Raw genomic sequence first — 21,022 nt, 5'->3', positions numbered from 1 at the left:
CAGGAAGGTTTGGGCTTTTTTTTTGACCGACAGGTTAGCTTATTTAACTAAGCTGATACCTTCTTTGTCGATAGTGATCTTACCAGATTTGTACAAACCACCTATCGTCTTCTTGAAAGTACCCTTGCTGGTTCTGAATGCAGAGAAAATAACCTCAGGAGAAGACTTATCATTCAGAGGCAAGTAACCGCCTTTCTTTTCAAGTAGGTCAAGAACCTTTGTGCTCAGGTCATCCATTTTAGCTACACCAATCTTCTGAAGGGACAAGTCAATCTTACCGTCTTCTTCACGAACGTTTTTAATGTAGCCTTTTAGCGTTTTACCAATGAACAGCTTACCGATAATGTCTGACGGGAAAATCATACCCCAGTGTTCACCGTTCACAATCGCTTTGTAACCCAATTGGCTACGTTCAGCGATTATAAGATCCACTTGTTCATTTTGCTTATAAGTCGCAGGTGTGTTGTCTAACCATTTGTTGAACTTTGTTGTACCTACAATGCGGCTCGATGCTTTATCGATATACACATAGACTAAGATTGACTGGCCTTCGTTTAAACGACCGCGCTGCTCGCTGAAAGGAACAAGAAGGTCTTTACCTTTCACGCCCCAGCTCATGAATGCCCCCGTACTGTTAACACCTTCAACTGTCATCAAGCCAAACTGGCCTACTTGGGCAATTGGGGTTTCAGTGGTTGCAGCGATCTGGTTATCAGAATCAATGTATAAGAACACATCTAGCTTTTGACCAATTTCAACACCTTCAGGAGTAAATCGTTTCGGCAGCAACACGGTTCCATAGTCGCTAGCGTCAAGGAATACACCGAAGTCTGCTTGTTTTACTACTTCTAAGTTGTTTATTTGACCAATATTAATCATCAAGATTGTCTCTACTTTAAATTTGGCGGAGATTATACGTGATCTCTGATATGCTTTCGCTAGTTTCATTCATATTTTTACATTCTAGGAGACATCGTTGATCACCGTTGACAAACAAGATGCGATAACACTTAAAATTAACCATGCGATGGCGAAGACCAAAAAGCTCGACATGGACGTTTATCTATTCATTCCCGGTGAACTCGGACTGACTCCTGAAGTACTTTCTGAAAGTGCCTTCTTCTACAGCTCAATTACTCAAAAGCGCGCTTACTATAGTGACAAGACACTATTACCACTAGTACATAGCCGCTTGGCAAAACGTGGACGCTTATCGACAACACAGTATCGTGTCAGTTTGAGTTTGTTCGCCTACCAATATGTTATTGCTTTAGATAAAGCAGTAAACAGCTTGAATAAAACTGATAGTGACGACGTAACAGCTGATGAGGTTGATGAAGTCATTGAGCTCGCGTTAGACATCTTGAAGAAGCTTCGTCGTAGTATTCCTTATGAAGAAAACCTAAAGCGCTATTATGCCAATATCGATAATTACCTTTCTTGGTATACGGAGCAAAAGTTCTTATCTTTGGTATCACATATGCCACGTGGCAGCGAATACTCGACGATAAAAGAGCGCCTCTTGACGCTTTGTGAAAAAGAGACAGCCCATCGAAAACTTAATCGCTACAACTCAGCTAAGGTACGTGAAGACGTCACCCGTCTGAGTAATAAGATGAGACTACTGCGACGTTTGATAGAACACCCTATCGTACTCAAGGAGAAGACCACCTCCATGGGTAAAAACGTCAAACGTGCCGTTAAAGGTATCGCGACTGGCTTAGTTATGGTGGTGGTGACGACAACCGTCATTTTGGCCCGTGATTTCTTGGGCGAAATTACGGCCTCTTTCATCGTGTCGATGTCATTTATCTATGCGTTGCGTGAAATCTTCAAAGATGACTTGAGAGACATCCTTTGGCGCTGGCTGCGTAAAGGCAAGCCGAAATGGAAGCGTCGTTACTATGACCCAACGACCAATAAGTCTGTCGGCCATAAGCTTGAATGGTTGGACTATGCGAATTTCTCCAAGTTAGCAGACCGTATTCAATCGATACGTAAGAAGCGTGTCGTTCAACGCGAAGAGCAAATATTGCATTACCGTTCGCATACGGAGATGTCGACGTCGACGTTCATGAGTGGTTATGAAGAGACTCGTGAAACACTATCTATCAGTCTCAGAGCGCTGACCCGTTTGATGGATAAGGGATCAAATAAGGTGTATCGCTTGAATGAAGGGCAAGTTAGCCGTGAATCCGTAGAAAAGCGTCACTTGCTCAACCTAATCATTAAAGAGAACAATCACGATAACGAACCGACCTATTACCGTTGGAAAATCGTAATGAACCGTTCAAAGATCGTGGACATCGAGCAAATCACTCAAGAATCTTAATCTTGTTACGGTATGTGCGTATTCAATTCACATACCGCTCTCCACTTATTCAAAAGGACCATCTATTTCCAAACTATTTCCTAGACGGGACTTTCTTAATCGAAAGCGTTAGCGTGAACTCGGCCATTGGCTCGTCACCATGCAAAGATGGGCAAGTCGCAATAATGGTTACAGGTTGGTTTACACGCTCCCCTGTAGACATGGTTTCTGCCAGCATGGTGTTGATCAACTCACCATCGTTACAAGTGAAATGCACATCGCCTTCTGGACGCTTTAAGAAGTTGCCCGTCACCTCTTTAAATGCCAACGATATCTTTTCACCTTGCTGCTGAGATTTGCTCATCGCAAGAAAACCACCCGCCACATCAGCACCCACAGCCAATACGCCAAAGTACATACTATTAAGGTGATTCTTCGTTCGTCTTTTAAGAGGGATTTTGACCTCAACATGCTGGTTATCCAATGCGAGCAATTTTGGTCTGCATAACCAGATCAGAGGCACTTTAAAAAAGCCAAACATACTCAAGTAGAAATTTGCTTTTTGTAGGGGGGTCAACATTCGGATTGCCTAATCAATTAAGTCATCAGACCAGTTAATCGGTTAGCGATGTAAATGTCAAAAAAATGTTACAAAAAAGAGATATCATCGCATAATGATATCTCTTTCATTCTCAAAGCTTTTTCGCTTCAAACAAACTGATACAGCACGTTGATTGATTAAAACAACAATCTATTTTATGCAGTCACGACCGTTTCTACACCTTCAAGATCGGCAATGTAACCTTGTAGGCGTGGGTAATCCACTAAGCCTTGGGTCACTAGCAGTACTGGTTTCTTCGCGTGCAGTGTCGCTTTAACAATCATATCCAACAAGGTAATAACCGCCTCATTTTGAGGATCAAAAGCATGTTGCTGAGCTTCATTATGCTTGTCTACACCTAAAGTGAAAGACGCTAAGCTATCAATGTTTACCACAACACCATCGAAGTAATGCAGTAATCTTTCGCTTAGTAGCACTGCAGACGGCACATCGCACGAGAACAGTACTTTCAAACCGTTCAGACCACGTGGTAGGCCTTGCTCGGCAAGCAGATCGATAATCTTAGCAGCATCGCTTAATGCTCGTACATACGGTACAACCACTTCAACGTTAATACCCTGCTCTCGCAACGTTTTAATGACCTGACACTCTAAAGCGAAAGCCTTGCTGTACTCTGGTGTCGCATAACGAGCTACGCCGCGAATACCGAGCGCTGGGTTAATCTCTTCAGCTTCACAATTGCCGCCTAGCAGTGAACGGAAACCATAGCTGTCTGCACTGCTTAATGCGATACGAACAGAAGTGTGATTTGGCTGAACGGCAGCTTGAATCGCAATCACCAAGGTCGAAACAAAATGCTCATCAACTGTTTTATCACCAAGGATCGCATTTAAAGACGTTTTTTCGATATCAGTAAGTGTATCTAGATGACTTTCAATACTTGGGTGGTAGAAGACACGGTCCATTACCAGTTCGGATAATGAAACGTATAAGTGGTTGGAATTATTATTATCGTTGTAAGAAGGCAGCACATCACCTAAAACAAGTTCTGGGTGCAAAGTGCTTTGATTTTCTTGAGTCATTGCTGCTCCAGCATTTTTATGTTGTGTTCAAACGAAAATACCGATAGCTGCCTGTTAATACAAGTGAAAATCCCTTATTTGACGCTGGCCTGCTGATAAAAATAAGAATATTAGCAATAACAGAGATAACTTTGACTTAAGAGAGTTTATTCCTCTGTTCAATTCCGTTATCTTAACCACTTCGCAATAGAATAAAAAAGCTATCACATGCCATTAAAAACTGATGAGTTGAGAACCCAAGCTCTGGGTCCTATGCCAACTCCTGCCGAACTAGGCAATGCACACCCTATTACTGACGACGTTGCTGAGCGCATTAAAAATTCTCGCCGCCAAATCGAAGATATCCTAACTGGTCGTGATAACCGCCTATTAGTTATCGTAGGCCCTTGCTCTGTTCACGATACAGATGCGGCACTTGATTACGCTGAACGTCTAAGTCAAATTCAAGACCAGTACAAAGATGAACTGTTCGTTGTAATGAGAACCTACTTCGAGAAGCCTCGTACTGTTGTAGGTTGGAAGGGTTTAATTACCGATCCTAACCTTGATGGTTCGTACGCTCTTGAAACAGGTTTGAACAAAGCACGTAAGCTTCTTCTAGATATCAACAAGCTTGGCCTAGCTACTGCGACTGAATTCCTTGATATGATCACAGGTCAGTACATTGCGGACCTTATCACTTGGGGCGCGATTGGCGCTCGTACGACTGAATCTCAGATTCACCGTGAAATGGCTTCTGCACTGTCTTGCCCAGTTGGCTTCAAGAACGCAACCAACGGCAACATCAAGATTGCTATCGATGCAATTCGTGCAGCACATGCTTCACACTACTTCTACTCGCCAGATAAGAACGGCCGCATGACGGTTTACCGTACTTCTGGCAATCCATACGGTCACGTTATTCTACGTGGTGGTGATAAAGGCCCTAACTTCGACGCTGAATCTGTAGATACTGCATGTAAGCAACTGGCTGAATTCGACCTACCTCAACGTTTGGTTGTAGACTTTAGCCACGCTAACTGTCAGAAACAACACCGTAAACAGTTAGAAGTTGCACAAGACATTTGTGAGCAAATTAAATCTAACAAGAACCAAATTGCAGGCATCATGGCAGAAAGCTTCATTATTGAAGGCAACCAGCCAATGACAGACATCAACAACCTAGAATATGGCAAGTCGATTACGGACCCATGCCTAAGCTGGGAAGATACGGCAACAATGCTAGACATGCTTGCAACAGCAATTAAAGATAGAAACTTAGCTTAAGGAAACAACACAATGCCATCATTTGACATTATCTCTGAAGTAGAAGCAGTAGAACTGCGTAACGCGGTAGACAACGCAAACCGCGAACTATCGACTCGTTTCGATTTCCGCGGAGTTGAAGCAAGCTTTGATTACAAAGATGAATCAGTAAAATTGACTGCTCAAGACGATTTCCAACTGAAGCAAATGCGCGATATCCTTCGTAGCAACCTAACAAAGCGTAATGTTGATCCTAACGCGATGGAAGCGAAGGCTGCTGACCAAACAGGTCGCACTTGGCACCAAACGGTTATCTTTAAGCAAGGCATCGAAACGGATGTCGCTAAGAAGATCGTTAAGCTAATCAAAGACAACAAAGTCAAAGTTCAAGCTTCTATCCAAGGCGACAAAGTTCGTGTAACAGGTAAGAAACGTGATGATCTACAAGCTGTTATGGCTTTAGTTCGCAGCGGTGAGCTTGGTCAACCATTCCAGTTTGACAACTTCCGCGACTAATTTTTGAGTTTGAGCGACCGCTTATTTAGATTGCTCATTCCTCATCACAATATCGTGTTTGAAAAGCAGAAAGCCACTTCTTTATAGGAAGTGGCTTTTTATTTATCTGGTCAGTTTAAATCGAAGTTCCTAGCTGGTAATCAGCCAACTCAACTAAGTACTTTGGCCGCTGACAATTTTAGGTCTTTGCCGACCAACAAATTAAACTCTACGCTTGCTGGTGGAATAAACACACACACTCGCAATTTCTCAGCTCTTGCCTGCTCAAGCTTGGTTGATAGCTCTCCGCTGTTAGCATAGCTCTCTCTTTCTGCGTCTCGACGGCACAGGTCGACAAATTCGAATGGACAATCGCTCGGTGAAAGTACGAGCTCTGCCTCTTGCATCAAACGTAAAGCCTTCATAGACAGCAACTCAACGTCCTGCTCGAATTCAATCCAAGTCACCTGTCCTTCACTATCAATGCCTTCCGTTAGCGCTTGCTGGTAGTATGATTCTAACTGCTCTCTGTCAGTCACCTGTTCGATGAAACTGGACGATAAAAAGCGCTCCCAAAATTTACGTCGCTCATCGACAGTTGGAAATGACTCTTTGATCGAATTGCGTTTTGATGCACCGAAGTCTGCTATTAAGCCTATATTTTGTGGCAATACCGTTTCGAGTTTTTCTCTAATATTTCTAACCAAAACAGGTGATGCACCGCCACTAGAGATGGCAATTTGGATTCTTCCGCGATTAATCATTGATGGCGTAATGAAGTCACAATAGGGTAAATCATCGACCACATTGACAAGAATACCCAGGTTTTTTGCATCATTATGTACTTGATGATTTAGGCTAGGGTTATCTGTTGTCGCCCAAACCTGCAGGTAATTTTTCGATATGATCTGTGATGAGTAAAAGTTTTGCACCCAGTGAAGTTTGTCTTCATCGATAAGCTGCTTTAAGTAAGGTGCAACCTTGGGAGACACTAAAGTCACATCAGCCCCAGCTCGTAGCAAGCTGTCGACTTTACGGCAAGCAACCTCACCCCCGCCAACCACTAAGATTGGCTTATTTTCTACATCCAAAAACATTGGGAAATAACGCATGTTCTTCCTTGAGACTACTTCAATAACTATTCAGCCATGCTACCAAATTTGGAGCATATTCATAACTATCGAAGTGTAATAAAAATATTTATTGACCAAATTTCAATCTTTTTTAAGGTTAATACTCCACCACTGTGACATTCATTCAGAATATTTATCTAGTCGATTATCAATATAAAACTCTAAATCTCGTTGCACCAACAGTGTGAACTGTTGCACTATTTACATTCAGTTAACATTTGGTCATTCTAATTGTGTTCGGATTTGTGATTTCATTCAAAATTCTTTTTAAATTATACATTTGTGAAACTACGGATCCTTTCCTAACCTTATAAACAGTTACTTAAATCGCACACAGTTTCATTTGCAAAATGCAACTCTTGTAATTTGAGCAACAAGGTCATAGAAAACGCAACACATAAAGACACTCAAACGAGCACGAGTATCAGGTGTCACCTGGTTAACAAGGAAGGATACAAATGACAAATAAACTAACACTTCTTGCTTCAGTAGTAGCTGCATCAACTGCGATGATGGCAACATCGGCATCAGCGGCAGAAAGCACTCTGGACAAAGTCACATCTCAAGGTTTTCTAACTTGTGGTGTAAGTACCGGTCTTCCAGGGTTCTCTAACCCTAACTCAAAAGGTGAATGGGAAGGAATTGATGTTGAGTATTGTCAAGCTCTTGCAGCGGCTGTACTCGGTGACAAGACGAAAGTTAAGTATGTACCTCTAACCGCAAAAGAGCGTTTTACTGCGCTTCAATCTGGCGAAATCGACGTACTATCTCGCAACACAACATGGACACTACATCGTGATACTGCTCTAGGTCTTAACTTCGTAGGCGTTAACTACTACGATGGTCAAGGCTTCATGGTTAAGAAAGAGCTTGGCCTAACAAGTGCTCAAGAGCTTGATGGCGCTTCTGTATGTGTTCAATCAGGCACAACAACTGAACTTAACCTAGCCGATTACTTCCGTAACAGTGGCATGTCTTACAAGCCAGTGGTATTCGATACAGCGGCACAAACATCTAAAGGTTTCGACGCAGGTCGTTGTGATGTGCTAACGACTGACCAATCTGGTCTATACGCACTTCGCCTAAACCTAGCTGACCCTAAATCTGCACAAGTACTTCCTGAAATCATCTCTAAAGAGCCTCTAGGTCCTGTTGTTCGTCAAGATGATGACAAATGGTTTAACGTTGCTAAGTGGACACTTTCAGCAATGATTAATGCGGAAGAATACGGTATCTCTTCTAAAAATGCAGACGAAATGCTTAAGTCAAAAGATCCAAACATCAAACGTATTCTTGGTGTAGACGGTCCTAAAGGTAAAGGCCTTGGCATTCGTGACGACTGGGGTTACCAAGTAATTAAGCAAGTTGGTAACTACGGTGAGAGTTTTGAGCGTACTGTTGGTACAGGTTCTCCACTTCAGATCTCTCGTGGTGTAAATGCATTATGGAATGCGGGCGGCTTTATGTACGCTCCACCAATCCGTTAATAAATTTTCAAGCATCAATTAGGGCGGAGTTTTCCGCCCTATTTATTAAATGGATTTGAGGTTATAGTAGTATGAAACCTAATGAAACTATTTCTCCAGCTCAGGCAAAGCCACAGCCCAAAAGTGCCAACTTATTTTACAACCCCACTTTTCGCTCCATCATTTTCCAAATCATCGCCGTCGGGGCGCTTTGTGCTTTCTTTTACACGATTGTAAATAATGCACTGACTAACTTAGATTCCCGTGGTATCGCCACTGGTTTTGATTTTCTCTCACAAGAAGCTGGTTTTGGTATCGGATTAACACTGATTGAATACGACGAGACTTTCTCATATGGTCGTACATTCTTTGTCGGGCTTCTCAATACCGCTTTAGTTTCGGTGCTAGGCATCATGCTAGCTACGGTACTGGGCTTTAGTATGGGTATCGCTAGGCTCTCTTCAAACTGGCTGGTTAGCCGATTTGCAGCGGTCTACATTGAGATATTCCGAAATATCCCTCTTCTTTTGCAAATCTTTTTCTGGTACTTCGCTGTTCTGCAAGCTTTACCTTCTGCTCGTCAAAGCATGAGCCTAGGTGAAGCAATTTTCTTGAACGTACGTGGATTGTACTTCCCTGCACCAGTGTTAGAACAAGGCAGTAGCATTGTCATCGGATCATTGATTGTCGGTATTATCGCTACGTTTATTATCAACATCTGGGCTAACAACAAGCAAAAACTAACTGGCCAACAAACACCTATGTTGCGGATTGCTGCAGCGTTGATTTTAGGCTTGCCGTTAGTGACTTACTTTGTGATGGGCATGCCTATCTCTGCGGATTACCCTGTTTTGAAAGGGTTTAACTTCAAGGGTGGTGTTAGCATAATTCCTGAGCTTGCTGCATTGATGCTTGCTTTAAGTATCTACACCGCAGCGTTCATTGCCGAGATTGTTCGTTCAGGTATTAACGCCGTAAACCATGGGCAAACTGAGGCTGCTATGTCTCTAGGTATCCCACGTTCTAGAACCCTCAAGCTTGTCATTATTCCACAAGCATTAAGAATTATTATCCCACCACTAACCAGTCAGTACCTAAACCTGACCAAAAACTCATCACTTGCGATGGCCATTGGTTACCCTGATCTTGTGTCTGTATTTGCAGGAACAACATTAAACCAAACTGGACAAGCTATCGAAGTAATTGCGATGACAATGGGTGTCTACCTGACCTTGAGCCTATTAACATCTGCTCTAATGAACATATACAACCGCAAAGTAGCGTTGGTGGAGAGATAAGATGAGTACACATCAATTTCAACCTGATCTTCCGCCTCCAGCGAATACCGTTGGCCCTGTCGGTTGGTTAAGAAAAAATCTATTTAATGGACCAATTAACAGCGTTGTCACTGTGGTTCTTGCTTACTTTGCTTTTACCCTAATATGGGCAATAGCAGATTGGGCATTCATTAGTGCCGATTGGATAGGAACAACACGAGACGCTTGTACTAGTGAAGGCGCTTGCTGGGTTTTTATTAGCGTTCGTTGGGACCAATTCATGTATGGCTTCTACCCAGAAGCTGAACTGTGGCGACCTCGCTTTTTCTACGCTACTTTAGCTATTTTTGTTGCTTTATTAGCGTATGAAAAAACACCTAAGCGCACCTGGATTTGGCTGTTCTTCGTCAACATCTATCCGTTTATCATTGCTGGTTTACTATACGGTGGTGTCTTCGGATTAGAAGTTGTTGATACCCATAAATGGGGTGGCCTACTGGTTACACTGATCATCGCACTTGTTGGTATTGTAGTGTCACTCCCGATTGGTGTTGCACTTGCGCTTGGGCGTCGCTCAGAGATGCCGATCATTCGCAGTATGTGTACCGTATACATCGAAATTTGGCGTGGCGTACCGCTCATTACAGTTCTATTCATGGCTTCAGTAATGCTCCCACTCTTCTTATCTGAAGGGACAGAAACCGATAAGCTGATTAGAGCACTGGTTGGGGTAGTACTATTCAGTGCAGCCTATATGGCCGAAGTAATCCGTGGTGGTTTACAAGCAATACCAAAAGGTCAATACGAAGCAGCTGATGCTCTGGGATTAAGCTACTGGAAAAAAACTGGGCTTATCATTCTGCCTCAAGCTCTTAAAATCACGATTCCTTCAATTGTGAACACCTTTATTGGTTTGTTCAAAGATACCAGTCTTGTTTTGATTATTGGTATGTTTGATGTACTAGGAATTGGCCAAGCCGCGAATACCGACCCTGAATGGCTTGGGTATTCAACAGAAAGTTATGTATTTGTCGCGTTAGTGTTCTGGGTGTTTTGTTTTGGCATGTCGAGATATTCGATATGGCTAGAAAACAGACTTCACACCGGTCACAAACGATAATTAACAAGATCAAGGACGTATTATGACGCAGCAGACAGAAAACAACTCTCAAGGTCTTATGATCGAGTTGAAAGACATGAACAAATGGTACGGTGAATTCCACGTACTTAAGAACATCAATCTAGAAGTTAAAAAAGGCGAGAAAATCGTTATCTGTGGCCCCTCTGGCTCTGGTAAATCAACAATGATCCGCTGTATCAACCGATTAGAAGAGCACCAAAAAGGTCATATCTTCGTTTCAGGTAATGAATTGACGGAAGATCTAAAGAACATCGAAGCTGTTCGCCGAGACGTCGGCATGTGTTTCCAGCACTTCAATCTGTTTCCACACCTGACGGTATTAGAGAACTGTACTCTCGCCCCTATCTGGGTCAAAAAGATGCCGAAAGAAGAAGCTGAAGCGATTGCGATGAAATACCTAGAGCGTGTAAAAATTCCTGAGCAAGCAGACAAATTCCCAGGTCAGCTTTCTGGTGGCCAACAACAGCGTGTAGCTATCGCTCGCTCTTTGTGTATGAACCCTCAAGTGATGCTGTTTGATGAACCAACGTCAGCCCTCGATCCAGAAATGGTTCGAGAAGTATTAGACGTAATGGTTGAGCTGGCGGAAGAAGGCATGACAATGCTTTGTGTAACGCATGAGATGGGCTTTGCTAAAGAGGTAGCAGATCGCGTTATCTTTATGGATGCCGGTGAAATCATAGAAGAGAACAACCCTGTCGACTTCTTTGAAAACCCACAATCAGACAGAACGCAGAACTTCTTAAGCCAAATCTTACACCATTAATGTGTTATGATGCATAAACTATAGAGGCGGCTTAGGTCGCCTCTTTATTTTTCAAGGTTATAGATGGTTTTCTAAAGTTCTAAATAACAGGCTATGACTACTAAAGGTTGAAGATCGTATTTTAGCTATGCTTAATTACAGCCTAAAGAAATACTTTGTTACACCTTCAGAAACACTTAACCGACTATTTTGATTATTATTTTATGTATACAAGAGGAATGAAAGACTTGATTTTTCGAACTTTCACCCCCATAAATGTACTAATAACTATTGAAGTCACCTTACGAGGAAGATTATGAACAGCCCTATGTTTTCACGCACAGCATCTCAAGAAAGTGCTCTGCAAACCAATAAAGTGTTGCGTAACACCTACGCATTACTGTCTATGACACTACTTTGGTCTGCTGTTGTAGCAGGCGTATCCATGGCGATGAACCTTCCTCGCCCGGGTCTTATTATCATGCTTGTTGGCTTCTACGGCCTACTTTTCCTAACAGAGAAGAACCGCGACAACAGCATGGGTCTAGTCTTCACATTCCTATTTACGGGTTTCTTAGGCTACACCATTGGTCCAATTCTTAATATGTACGTTGGCGCAGGCATGGGTGATGTAATCCTAACTGCACTTGGCGGTACAGCACTGGCGTTTATGGGTGCATCAGCTTACGCACTAACAACTAAGCGTGACCTGTCGTTCCTTAACGGCATGCTATTAGCTGGTTTCGTAGTACTACTTGTAGGTATGGTTGCAAACATCTTCCTACAAATGCCTCTACTATCATTGGCAATGAGCGGTATGTTCATCCTATTCTCGACTGGTGTTATCTTGCTTACAACGCAAAACATCATTCGTGGCGGTGAAACAAACTACATCTCTGCAACGATCAGCTTGTACGTATCAATCTACAACATCTTCATCAGCCTACTAAGTATTCTAGGCATCATGGGCAGCGACGACTAATCGTTCCCATCATTGAAGAATATCTAGCCCAAGAGCCTACCTCTTGGGCTTTTTTGTATCTATAAGTGCGATATTTCTATGGATAGCTACAATTTCTGTTGAGAAAGATAAACTTGGTCATGTACCCTACCCACATAGTTAATTGGATTCTGGATTAAACATGTTTGAATATAACGGCAAGCAAATCGAAACCGACGCTCAAGGCTACCTATTGGATTACACGCAATGGGAAGAAGGCATGATTGAAATTCTTGCTCAAGATGAAGCTATTGAACTTACGGATGCGCACTTAGAAGTCGTACATTTTGTAAGGAGCTTTTACGAAGAGTTCAATACGTCACCAGCAGTTCGTATGCTAGTGAAAGCGATGGAAAAAGCGCACGGCCCAGAAAAAGGCAACAGTAAGTACCTTTTCAAGTTATTCAAAAAAGGCCCTGCAAAACAAGCAACCAAGCTCGCCGGTTTACCTAAACCAGCAAAGTGCTTGTAGTGCCTAATCTGCTTTAGGCCATTAAGTTACGTTCAATATAAATACTGTAGTGCTATAACTACAGTATTTTAAAGGCCCCTACGCGTACGTCCTGACGCTCACTATCTTTCACTTGATGCATCACTACGTTGTCTACTGTTGCGCTCGAAGGGCCAATATTGAGCCAAGCATGTAACTTCTCTATTTGCTGACTCTCTCCAACAGCGAATACTTCAACTCGACCATCATTTAAGTTCTTCGCATAGCCTGAAAGACCTAGAGTTTGCGCCTTCCTACTGGTGTGATAACGAAAACCAACACATTGAACTACGCCTGACACGACAAAAATATATTGTGAACTTTCCATAACGTTGCCTCATAAATTATATGAATGATATAGTTGAGCTTCTATTCATTCACCACTTATTGGTGGACTTACTTCGAGTATAACGATTATGAAAGAAATCCCATTTCGTTGGATTGACAAATATCTCATTCACCTAAAAATCCAAGAAAAGTTCTATCTACTCTTCTTATTGCCTCTTCTCGCCCTAGTCATATTAACTCTCGTTTTAGATAGCGCTGCGGACTCTTTGCTCGCTCATCTTTATCAAGAAGAAATGCTCTTGATGAAAGGACTTATCGAAGCAGGTCAGCTCACTAAAGACCAAGTTGCTCAACTTGTCAGCAGCTCTGAAACCATCTCTTTGGGCTACGGGGCTGGTTCTGTTTCGGTGATGAATGGTGCATTCAGTCTAGTTGCTAACCATGACCAAAACCTTTGGTCTGCTCTATCGACGACTCAGGTTTCTATCATAGCTGTAACCCTAACGCTTATCGCACTTGGTGTTTACTACATCATGACCTTCATCGGTGGTGCGATGTTCTCTATGAACAAAGCTTTAAACACACTGGCTAATGGTGACCTAACTTGCCGCATGAACTACTTCTTAGTTCGTGATGAGTTTAGTGAAATTGCTATTACGATCGACAAGGTAGCAGAGCGTGAACAAAACATGGTTCTATCAATCCAAGAGTCTGTCGCTCTCATGCAGCAGATCAGCTCGGACTTGAACCAGTCAACACAACAAAGTTCAGACATCTCAGGTAACCAGCAGGAACACCTGAATAGCTTGGCAAGTGCAACGGAACAGATGGCGGCTACGATTCGCGAAGTTGCAACTCTTGCTCATGCGTCTAGTTCACAAACCATGGACGCTCGCGGCGTTGCTCAAAGTGGTCAAGTCAAGGTTTCAAATACATTGGAGTCTATCTCTAACCTATCTCAAGAGATCCAATCCGCTTCACAAGCAGTAGAAGAGCTTGATGCCAACGCGGCGCAGATCGATGAAGTGGTCGCAACCATCAATGGCATTTCAGAGCAGACTAACCTATTGGCACTGAATGCTGCCATAGAGGCTGCACGTGCAGGCGAGCAAGGTCGTGGATTCGCTGTTGTTGCCGATGAAGTTCGTGCCCTTGCTGGTCGTACTCAACAAGCAACGGTTGAAATCCAAAGTATGATTGAGTCATTACAACGTAACAGCCAATCACTGACCAAACTGATGGAAGTAACGGTAAACAATGCTGGTGAAGGCCAAACACTGATGTCGGAAGTGAACGTTGAGATCGGTTCATTAGCTGAAAAGAACCAGTCTATTTCAGATAGCAGCACTCAAATTGCTACCGCGGCTGAAGAACAAGGCGTAGTCGCTGACAACATTGCACAAAGTGTTGAAGAGATTCGTCATCAATCAGACAGTATCTGCGAGATGATCAGTAAGAGTAATTCCAATGTCGACCAACTTCGTAAACAAAGCGATACGATGGAAGGTTTGCTGACAGGTCTTAAAGCTTAATACTGATATCCAACCACTAAGTGTTGATTAATCATTACTAGGGCTGCTTCTGCAGCCCTTTCTTATTTGCTTTTCACCTGTACTTCCTCGACAATACCCCTCCTTCAAATTCAACAAACAGAGTAAATTATGACTCCTTCAATTCATCTAGCTAAAGGCCGAGATAAATCACTACGCCGCAAACACCCTTGGGTATTTTCTCGCGGTATCGATAAGGTCGAAGGCGAACCAAAACAAGGTGAAACTGTAGACGTATATGCTCAAAATGGTCAGTGGCTTGCAAAAGCGGCTTACTCACCAGAATCTCAAATTCGAGCTCGTGTTTGGACATTTGAAAAAGAAGAGATCAACAAGGCGTTCTTCGTAAAACGAATTCAAGACGCACAGTCTTTACGTGAAGACATCATTGAGCGTGATGGTCTAACGGGCTACCGCCTAACGGCCGCAGAGTCTGATGGCTTGCCAGGTATCACAATCGACAAATACCAAGACTTTCTTGTTTGCCAACTGCTAAGTGCTGGCGCTGAGTTTAACAAAAGCGTGTTGGTTGAAGCGTTAATCGAGTGCTTCCCTGACTGCAACATCTACGAGCGTTCAGACGTAGCGGTTCGTAAAAAAGAAGGCCTAGAACAGGTTGTCGGCGTACTTCACGGTGAAGAACCACCTAAATCAATTGTGATTGAAGAGAATGGCGTTAAAATCAGTGTAAACATCATGGAAGGCCACAAAACGGGCTTCTACATGGACCAACGTGATAGCCGCAAAGAATCTATGAAGTACGTTAAAGGTAAAGATGTCCTTAACTGTTTCTCATACACAGGTGGTTTTGGCCTTTACGCACTAAAAGGCGACGCGAAGCGTGTTATCAACGCTGACGTATCTCAACTTGCTCTTGATACCGCTAAGTTCAACGCTGAGCTTAACGAGTTTGATATCTCGAAAAAGCGTGCTGTATTCCTAAACGCTGACGTTTTCAAACTGCTTCGTGAATATCGAGACCAAGGTACTAAGTTTGACGTAGTAATCATGGATCCACCAAAGTTTGTTTCAAGCAAGAACAACCTGACTTCAGGCGCTAACGGCTACAAAGACGTTAACATGCTTGCGATGCAAATCCTGAAACCAGGTGGTACTCTACTCACCTACTCTTGCTCTGGCTTAATGGGTACTGATTTGTTCCAAAAAATCATCGCTGATGCAGCACTAGACGCAGGCCGAACAGTGAAATTTGTTGAACGCTTCGAGCAAGCAGCCGACCACCTAACGGACACGGCCTACCCAGAAGGCTTCTACCTAAAAGGTTTTGCTTGTAAGGTGCTTTAATTTTCGTGCTTTAGAATCTAGCTTTTATAGCAAAACAGACGTATTAAAAAAGGGCCTTTCGGCCCTTTTTATTTTTTTAATCTTGCGGTTTATATATGACATCATTGAGTAAGTTGCTCAATGCTTGCCCTGTTATATCACCAGAGTTGACATCCACATAACCTAGCTGGTCTACAGCATCCTCTAACTTGATAGTTTGATGATTCCCATCACGATCGATATGAAGCTCAACATCATTGTTATCTACCACTTTAGCCGTCACATCACCTAATAGGTCATCCATATTCTCGCCATTGTGTAGCAAATCAGAAATATCAATATGATCTTCAGTTACAGTAAAGTCAGTGATCACATCTAATGAGTTAACGAAGTCAGCCTCGCCTATAACGAATAGATCATCACCCTCACCACCGGTTAATAGGTCATTGCCGGAACCACCGACTAGTATGTCATCACCTTTCCCACCTTCGAGAACATCATTGCCGCCATGACCAAATAGTATGTCGTTACCATCATCCCCATAGAGGTAATCTGTCTTGTCACCTTGGTGATCTTGGTTAAACTCTTGAATGTTACCCTTCACGTAGTTGTGTATATCTTCTGCATCAACAGTTGATACATCTTGACTAGTTTCGCTGGCAACATGTGATTGAATAGCACTCAGCCCCTGTTCGTTTGAACCAAAATCAATCAAATCACCAAATAGAATATCGTTGCCATCTCCACCATGAAGGGTATCAGCCCCTTGTTTTAATGGTACATCTTGGCCCAAAATAGTTTCAGCAAGCTTGGTCACATCGATATTTGAGTCAACAACGCCATCTGTATCATATTGCTGTAGGGTATTCGCGTTGACGCCACTACCCAGGCCAATTGCTTCGACACTCGAAAGACCAGCTAGCACTTGATACATGTGTTGAGCTTGAACAGAATTTCCACCTTCGTCATCGTAATACAGGCTACCATTTGATCTGTCAATATCACCAATTTTCTGAGCAGTAAACGGGGAATAAATTCTTCCTGAAGAGTCAATAAGAACGTTTCCTTTATAGTTCACAGTCTGACCGTAGGTATAGTTATAGTCATCGACAATATCTTCTAACGTCACTAACTGGCCGCTTGAATCAACATCTAAAATCACTTTAGAAAAATCACTCTGAGGCAAATTATCTAGATCGGTATGTCTATTAGGTTTACCGTCAGTGATAAAATAAGTGATGTTCTGACCATTAGGATTAGGCTGACTACCGAACCAGTCTACTGCAGATTGTAAACCTGATTCGTAATTCGTACCACCGCTACCATTGTTTCCTATGGTGTTCAGCTGCGCCACAAAATCTTGTCTTGCTGTTGGAGAACTTAAGTCAACTGAAACAATAAACGTCGCGCCAGATGCAAACTCTGTCAACAGAACATTCACAGTACCAGGTTGTGAACCTTGACTTGCAGCCGCTTGAAGTTCGTCGAAGACATCGAGGATTTCTTGTTTAGCTGTACCTACCCAACTCCCCATACTCCCCGAAGTATCAAGCACGAATGCAATGTTATAATCTTCACCAGCAATAATTTCTATGCCCTGAACATCACCAACAATTAAATCATGATCCGCGCTACCATTAATCATGTCATTCCCATGGGAACCAGATTCCAACACGTAATCGCGTGCTGTTACATCAACAGTTTCAGTACTAGAAGCACTATCACTATTAGAGGACTCTACCGACGTTGCAGTAACGCTGACTGGGAAGTCAAGGGTACCTTCGTAGTCAAACGGTACTTTAATATTAAATGAAGCATTCCCATTTGAATCAATTGGAACAAGAAAAGTACCGTCTACTTCAGCATCAATAGCTTGTCCATTAACATAAACCTCAATACCTTCAGGAAGGCCATCTACTGTTACTGTCTGAGATAAGCTTTCGCTTCCGTCTGTATCAACAAGGTCAACATCAACATCGACTGGAATCATTCTATCTTGAAGCACCGCGTATGTGCCGTCAGGGTTCAGTTCTATAACTTTGTCTGCAAATACTACACGCTCAATTTCATACAAATGGTCACCACGATCCTCCTGTCCACTATGATCGTTCACTGAATCGATAGAATTAGTATCCAAGAGGATCCAATATGGCACGCCGCCGCCGTGGTTATCTTTAAAGGTAAAGTTATAATCTTCAAAGTTACCTGTTAGATAAACCGTATCAACCCCATCATGGGTGGTATTACTACTCGCATCATCACCATAGAAAGAGTCGTTTTGAGCTCCCCCAACAAAGACATCATCACCACCGCCTCCATACATACTATCGACGTTGTTTCCGCCAACAAACAATGTATCAGTGTCACTATAGTCATTGTTATCACCAAGATGGGATGGTAGCGAATTATCTAGCCCTATCTCAATCGCTAGGTCAGTGTTCTCTACTTGATTATTGCCAACTGCAGCAATAACATCAGCATGATGAGACGAAATCGCATTCAACTTAACCATATCCCCAAGTGTTATCTTGACAATAGGCGCATCTGCTACAGCGATAACTTCAATGTCTAAGTTTTCTGTAGCTCCGGTGTTAGTCGTGTAAGTAATCGCCGGAACGTCACCAGACCAATGATCGGCCGGATCGAAGCTGTAACTGCCGTCTTGATTCACAACTAACGTACCGGCATCAATTGACACGGTTTGTCCAATCGCGTAATCAAGGCCATCAATAGTAATGAAGTCAACCTGGAGAACATTATCTCCATCGGTATCGTTCGCTAAAACATTACCTTGTAATATTTCATCTTCGTTAACGAGGCCTGTATCACTTACTGTATTAGTTGTGAGATTCTCATGAACAATCACATTGATAGTCGCGTTTGATTGAGCAAAGTCTCCATTCGAATCTTCAGTACTTGTTGCGGTCACAAATATCGTGAAATCGTCATGACTACCCTGTGGCGGCATAACAGTGAGAGAGTCTAATGCCCACCCCGTAACATCAACCTTCTCACTAGTACTACTGATTGTAACCGACACATTACCGTCGGAAATAACTGCACCAACAGGAAGCCCTGCCAATATTACAGCTAACGATTCAGAGCCATCTGTATCACTTAAGCTCGCGCGGATTTCAGATAATGGAATTTCAGTATCTTGAAGCCCTTCATTAGCTTCATAGGTCTCATAAAACTCAACGCCGTTCACCTCTTGAAGTTCAGAAGTTCTAACATCTACATTATTTAGAGCATTTTCATCACTAACGATATAAAGATTACTGTTGCTCAAGTCGACTGCTGCATTACCATCAATGGAAACATTTACATTGTAGTTACCGGCACCACTTTGGTTGTGGTGATAAATCTCTATTGGGTAAAAACCAGACTCTGACGGAACAAAGGCTCCGCCTTTAATGTCACCACGATCATTCCCCCATCGAGCTTCATCGAGTAAGACTCCGCCAATTGTAATAGCAATGCTGTCGTCGGCAGTTCCGATAAAATCATAGCTGGTACCAGCTTCAAGGTATACCAACGCGGTAATTAGCACAGCCTCATCTTGTAGAGTTGCGTTTGTGCCAGTGTCTTCAGCATTTACTGTAGTGGATTGAACACCACTTACCGGGTCGAGCATATCAATGGCATCAATAAGCACAAGACCAGTTACGCCAAGACCATTATGACCACCGATATTAACGTTACTCCAAGTTGTCACATTAAACTCTTGTTGAGGCAATGAGAGTCCAGGAGTAACCGTAGCTAGATTTGGTTTGTCTGCTACAGGTGTAACATCAATGGTTAATGTTGACTCCTGACCGTCATTTTGGCCATCTGTTGGTTTAAACCCAATATGAGCATAGTCAGATGATTGATCACCAACAGTTGAACCACCAAAACTATCATCACCAGATTCATTATAATCAGGAGTGAAGCGAACTCCGTTTGAATCAAATTGATCTTTACTTAACTCTTGCCCCTGTTGAACTGGCTGCCAAACACCTTGGGTATCCATATATTCGAACATACCATCAACTGGTAAAGAAGTGATTTCGACTGACAAGGACGTATCCGGAGAGTCGACGTCTGAGACACCGAATGATGACCAGGCAAGAACTAAAGCGATACCCTGAGCATCTTCCGAAATAGTTATAGCAGAAGGTGACGCTTCTGGCGCATCATTGACATTAGTTAAAGCAATATCAACCACCGCGGCATCTTCACCACCTGTACCATCGATGACCCTAACATTTAATGTATAAGCACCCAGATCAGCATCATCTATAGTTTGATTTAAAGTGATATCACCGCTTACAGCATCGATATTAAATAATCCATTACTTAAAGAACCATCGGCAAAGCTATAACGGAGTTCATCACTGTCTTGGTCTTCAGCGACGACAGTACCAACAACAGTGCCACTTACAGAATTTTCTCTTATTGAACCAAAGTTGTAACTATCAGAATTTGGTAAATCGCCTGCAGTGTCCCCATCAGAAATGAATTCTGGTGCGTGCTGCGCATCCACAATAATCACCGTCGCCTCGGAAGCACTAATATCAAGTGATGAATTAGCTCCCGCTGAGCTCATGAGAATGATCTCTAGATTTTCTGCACCTTCATAAATGCCATCATCTAAAGTTTTAATATCTAATGGTGCGGAGGTTTGACCCGCAGGGATCGTCACAGTATAAGTAGTCGGAGCTAAATAATCACCGTTAGTTACATCGCCACCGATAGTAAACGTTACAGTTACATCTTCAGCCGCCAACTGGTCAATACTTATGGTAAAGCTCGCATCACTGTTTTCTACTACGGAGGCTGTATCTGCAGTAATACTAACTTTTGGTGCAACTTGGTCGTCTGTGATGGTCGCTTCGAACGGCGTGACGTCTAACGGCACGGCGACAGGCGAAGCGACCATCACAGACGACGGTACAGGTACAGGCCCAGGAA

General features: G+C 42.9%; 17 protein-coding genes. 11 read left to right on the top strand and 6 right to left on the bottom strand.

Going from position 1 to position 21,022, the window contains the following annotated elements; translation table 11 throughout:
• Nucleotides 1-39 precede the first annotated feature (39 nt).
• Complete coding sequence (locus FTW16_RS00565) at nt 40-948, bottom strand: S1 RNA-binding domain-containing protein (RefSeq protein ID WP_186727996.1); 909 nt, start codon at nt 946-948, stop codon at nt 40-42.
• A 28-nt stretch (nt 949-976) separates the two neighbouring features.
• Here FTW16_RS00565 and FTW16_RS00560 point away from each other — a divergent pair, with 28 nt between their 5' ends.
• Nucleotides 977-2,332 (top strand): hypothetical protein, encoded by a 1,356-nt coding sequence (locus tag FTW16_RS00560; RefSeq protein WP_061017884.1) that lies wholly within the window; start codon nt 977-979, stop codon nt 2,330-2,332.
• Nucleotides 2,333-2,405: 73 nt separating this feature from the next.
• On the opposite strand, the gene FTW16_RS00555 is transcribed toward FTW16_RS00560, so the two are convergent.
• Both FTW16_RS00555 and FTW16_RS00550 read right to left on the bottom strand, forming a co-directional pair.
• The gene (locus FTW16_RS00555; RefSeq protein ID WP_017082222.1) at nt 2,406-2,891 is read right to left on the bottom strand and encodes a PaaI family thioesterase; all 486 of its coding nucleotides are present in this window, start codon (nt 2,889-2,891) and stop codon (nt 2,406-2,408) included.
• A 176-nt stretch (nt 2,892-3,067) separates the two neighbouring features.
• On the bottom strand, nt 3,068-3,955 hold the full coding sequence (locus FTW16_RS00550; RefSeq protein ID WP_146489711.1) for a putative PEP-binding protein: 888 nt from the start codon (nt 3,953-3,955) through the stop codon (nt 3,068-3,070).
• Nucleotides 3,956-4,162: 207 nt separating this feature from the next.
• Between FTW16_RS00550 and FTW16_RS00545 the strand changes: the two genes are divergently transcribed.
• Together FTW16_RS00545 and FTW16_RS00540 are read left to right on the top strand one after the other, a co-directional pair.
• Nucleotides 4,163-5,221, top strand: coding sequence for a 3-deoxy-7-phosphoheptulonate synthase (locus tag FTW16_RS00545; RefSeq protein ID WP_060982093.1), 1,059 nt, complete (start codon nt 4,163-4,165; stop codon nt 5,219-5,221).
• 12 nt (nt 5,222-5,233) lie between these two features.
• Complete coding sequence (locus tag FTW16_RS00540) at nt 5,234-5,716, top strand: YajQ family cyclic di-GMP-binding protein (protein ID WP_004733632.1); 483 nt, start codon at nt 5,234-5,236, stop codon at nt 5,714-5,716.
• A gap of 149 nt (nt 5,717-5,865) precedes the next feature.
• On the opposite strand, the gene FTW16_RS00535 is transcribed toward FTW16_RS00540, so the two are convergent.
• Nucleotides 5,866-6,807, bottom strand: coding sequence for a bifunctional precorrin-2 dehydrogenase/sirohydrochlorin ferrochelatase (locus FTW16_RS00535; RefSeq protein WP_146489710.1), 942 nt, complete (start codon nt 6,805-6,807; stop codon nt 5,866-5,868).
• Nucleotides 6,808-7,286: 479 nt separating this feature from the next.
• Between FTW16_RS00535 and FTW16_RS00530 the strand changes: the two genes are divergently transcribed.
• The 6 genes from FTW16_RS00530 (at nt 7,287) to FTW16_RS00505 (ending at nt 12,929) form a co-directional block, all read left to right on the top strand.
• Nucleotides 7,287-8,315, top strand: coding sequence for an amino acid ABC transporter substrate-binding protein (locus FTW16_RS00530; RefSeq protein WP_004733634.1), 1,029 nt, complete (start codon nt 7,287-7,289; stop codon nt 8,313-8,315).
• A gap of 71 nt (nt 8,316-8,386) precedes the next feature.
• Nucleotides 8,387-9,592, top strand: a complete 1,206-nt coding sequence (locus FTW16_RS00525; protein ID WP_146489709.1) for an amino acid ABC transporter permease — start codon at nt 8,387-8,389, stop codon at nt 9,590-9,592.
• 1 nt (nt 9,593) lies between these two features.
• A complete protein-coding gene (locus FTW16_RS00520; protein ID WP_060982096.1) occupies nt 9,594-10,691 on the top strand; it encodes an amino acid ABC transporter permease in 1,098 nt (365 codons plus the stop codon).
• Between the two features lie 22 nt (nt 10,692-10,713).
• Nucleotides 10,714-11,478, top strand: coding sequence for an amino acid ABC transporter ATP-binding protein (locus FTW16_RS00515; RefSeq protein ID WP_017059704.1), 765 nt, complete (start codon nt 10,714-10,716; stop codon nt 11,476-11,478).
• A gap of 295 nt (nt 11,479-11,773) precedes the next feature.
• The gene (locus FTW16_RS00510; protein ID WP_017057206.1) at nt 11,774-12,439 is read left to right on the top strand and encodes a Bax inhibitor-1/YccA family protein; all 666 of its coding nucleotides are present in this window, start codon (nt 11,774-11,776) and stop codon (nt 12,437-12,439) included.
• A gap of 160 nt (nt 12,440-12,599) precedes the next feature.
• Nucleotides 12,600-12,929 (top strand): TusE/DsrC/DsvC family sulfur relay protein, encoded by a 330-nt coding sequence (locus FTW16_RS00505; RefSeq protein WP_017057205.1) that lies wholly within the window; start codon nt 12,600-12,602, stop codon nt 12,927-12,929.
• A gap of 58 nt (nt 12,930-12,987) precedes the next feature.
• Here the strand turns inward: FTW16_RS00505 and yccX are convergent, their stop codons facing one another.
• Nucleotides 12,988-13,275 (bottom strand): acylphosphatase, encoded by a 288-nt coding sequence (gene yccX / locus FTW16_RS00500; RefSeq protein ID WP_146489708.1) that lies wholly within the window; start codon nt 13,273-13,275, stop codon nt 12,988-12,990.
• 88 nt (nt 13,276-13,363) lie between these two features.
• Here yccX and FTW16_RS00495 point away from each other — a divergent pair, with 88 nt between their 5' ends.
• Together FTW16_RS00495 and FTW16_RS00490 are read left to right on the top strand one after the other, a co-directional pair.
• A complete protein-coding gene (locus tag FTW16_RS00495) occupies nt 13,364-14,767 on the top strand; it encodes a methyl-accepting chemotaxis protein (protein WP_146489707.1) in 1,404 nt (467 codons plus the stop codon).
• 129 nt (nt 14,768-14,896) lie between these two features.
• Nucleotides 14,897-16,090 (top strand): class I SAM-dependent methyltransferase, encoded by a 1,194-nt coding sequence (locus FTW16_RS00490; protein WP_017059708.1) that lies wholly within the window; start codon nt 14,897-14,899, stop codon nt 16,088-16,090.
• Between the two features lie 76 nt (nt 16,091-16,166).
• Here the strand turns inward: FTW16_RS00490 and FTW16_RS00485 are convergent.
• Nucleotides 16,167-21,022, bottom strand: a 4,856-nt coding sequence (locus FTW16_RS00485; RefSeq protein WP_146489706.1) for a VWA domain-containing protein, incomplete at its 5' end; no start/stop codon positions are given.

It is taken from the genome of Vibrio sp. T20 (assembly GCF_007858795.1).
Taxonomy (GTDB): Bacteria; Pseudomonadota; Gammaproteobacteria; order Enterobacterales; family Vibrionaceae; genus Vibrio; species Vibrio satsumensis.
This window is presented reverse-complemented; position numbering and strand designations above follow the sequence as displayed.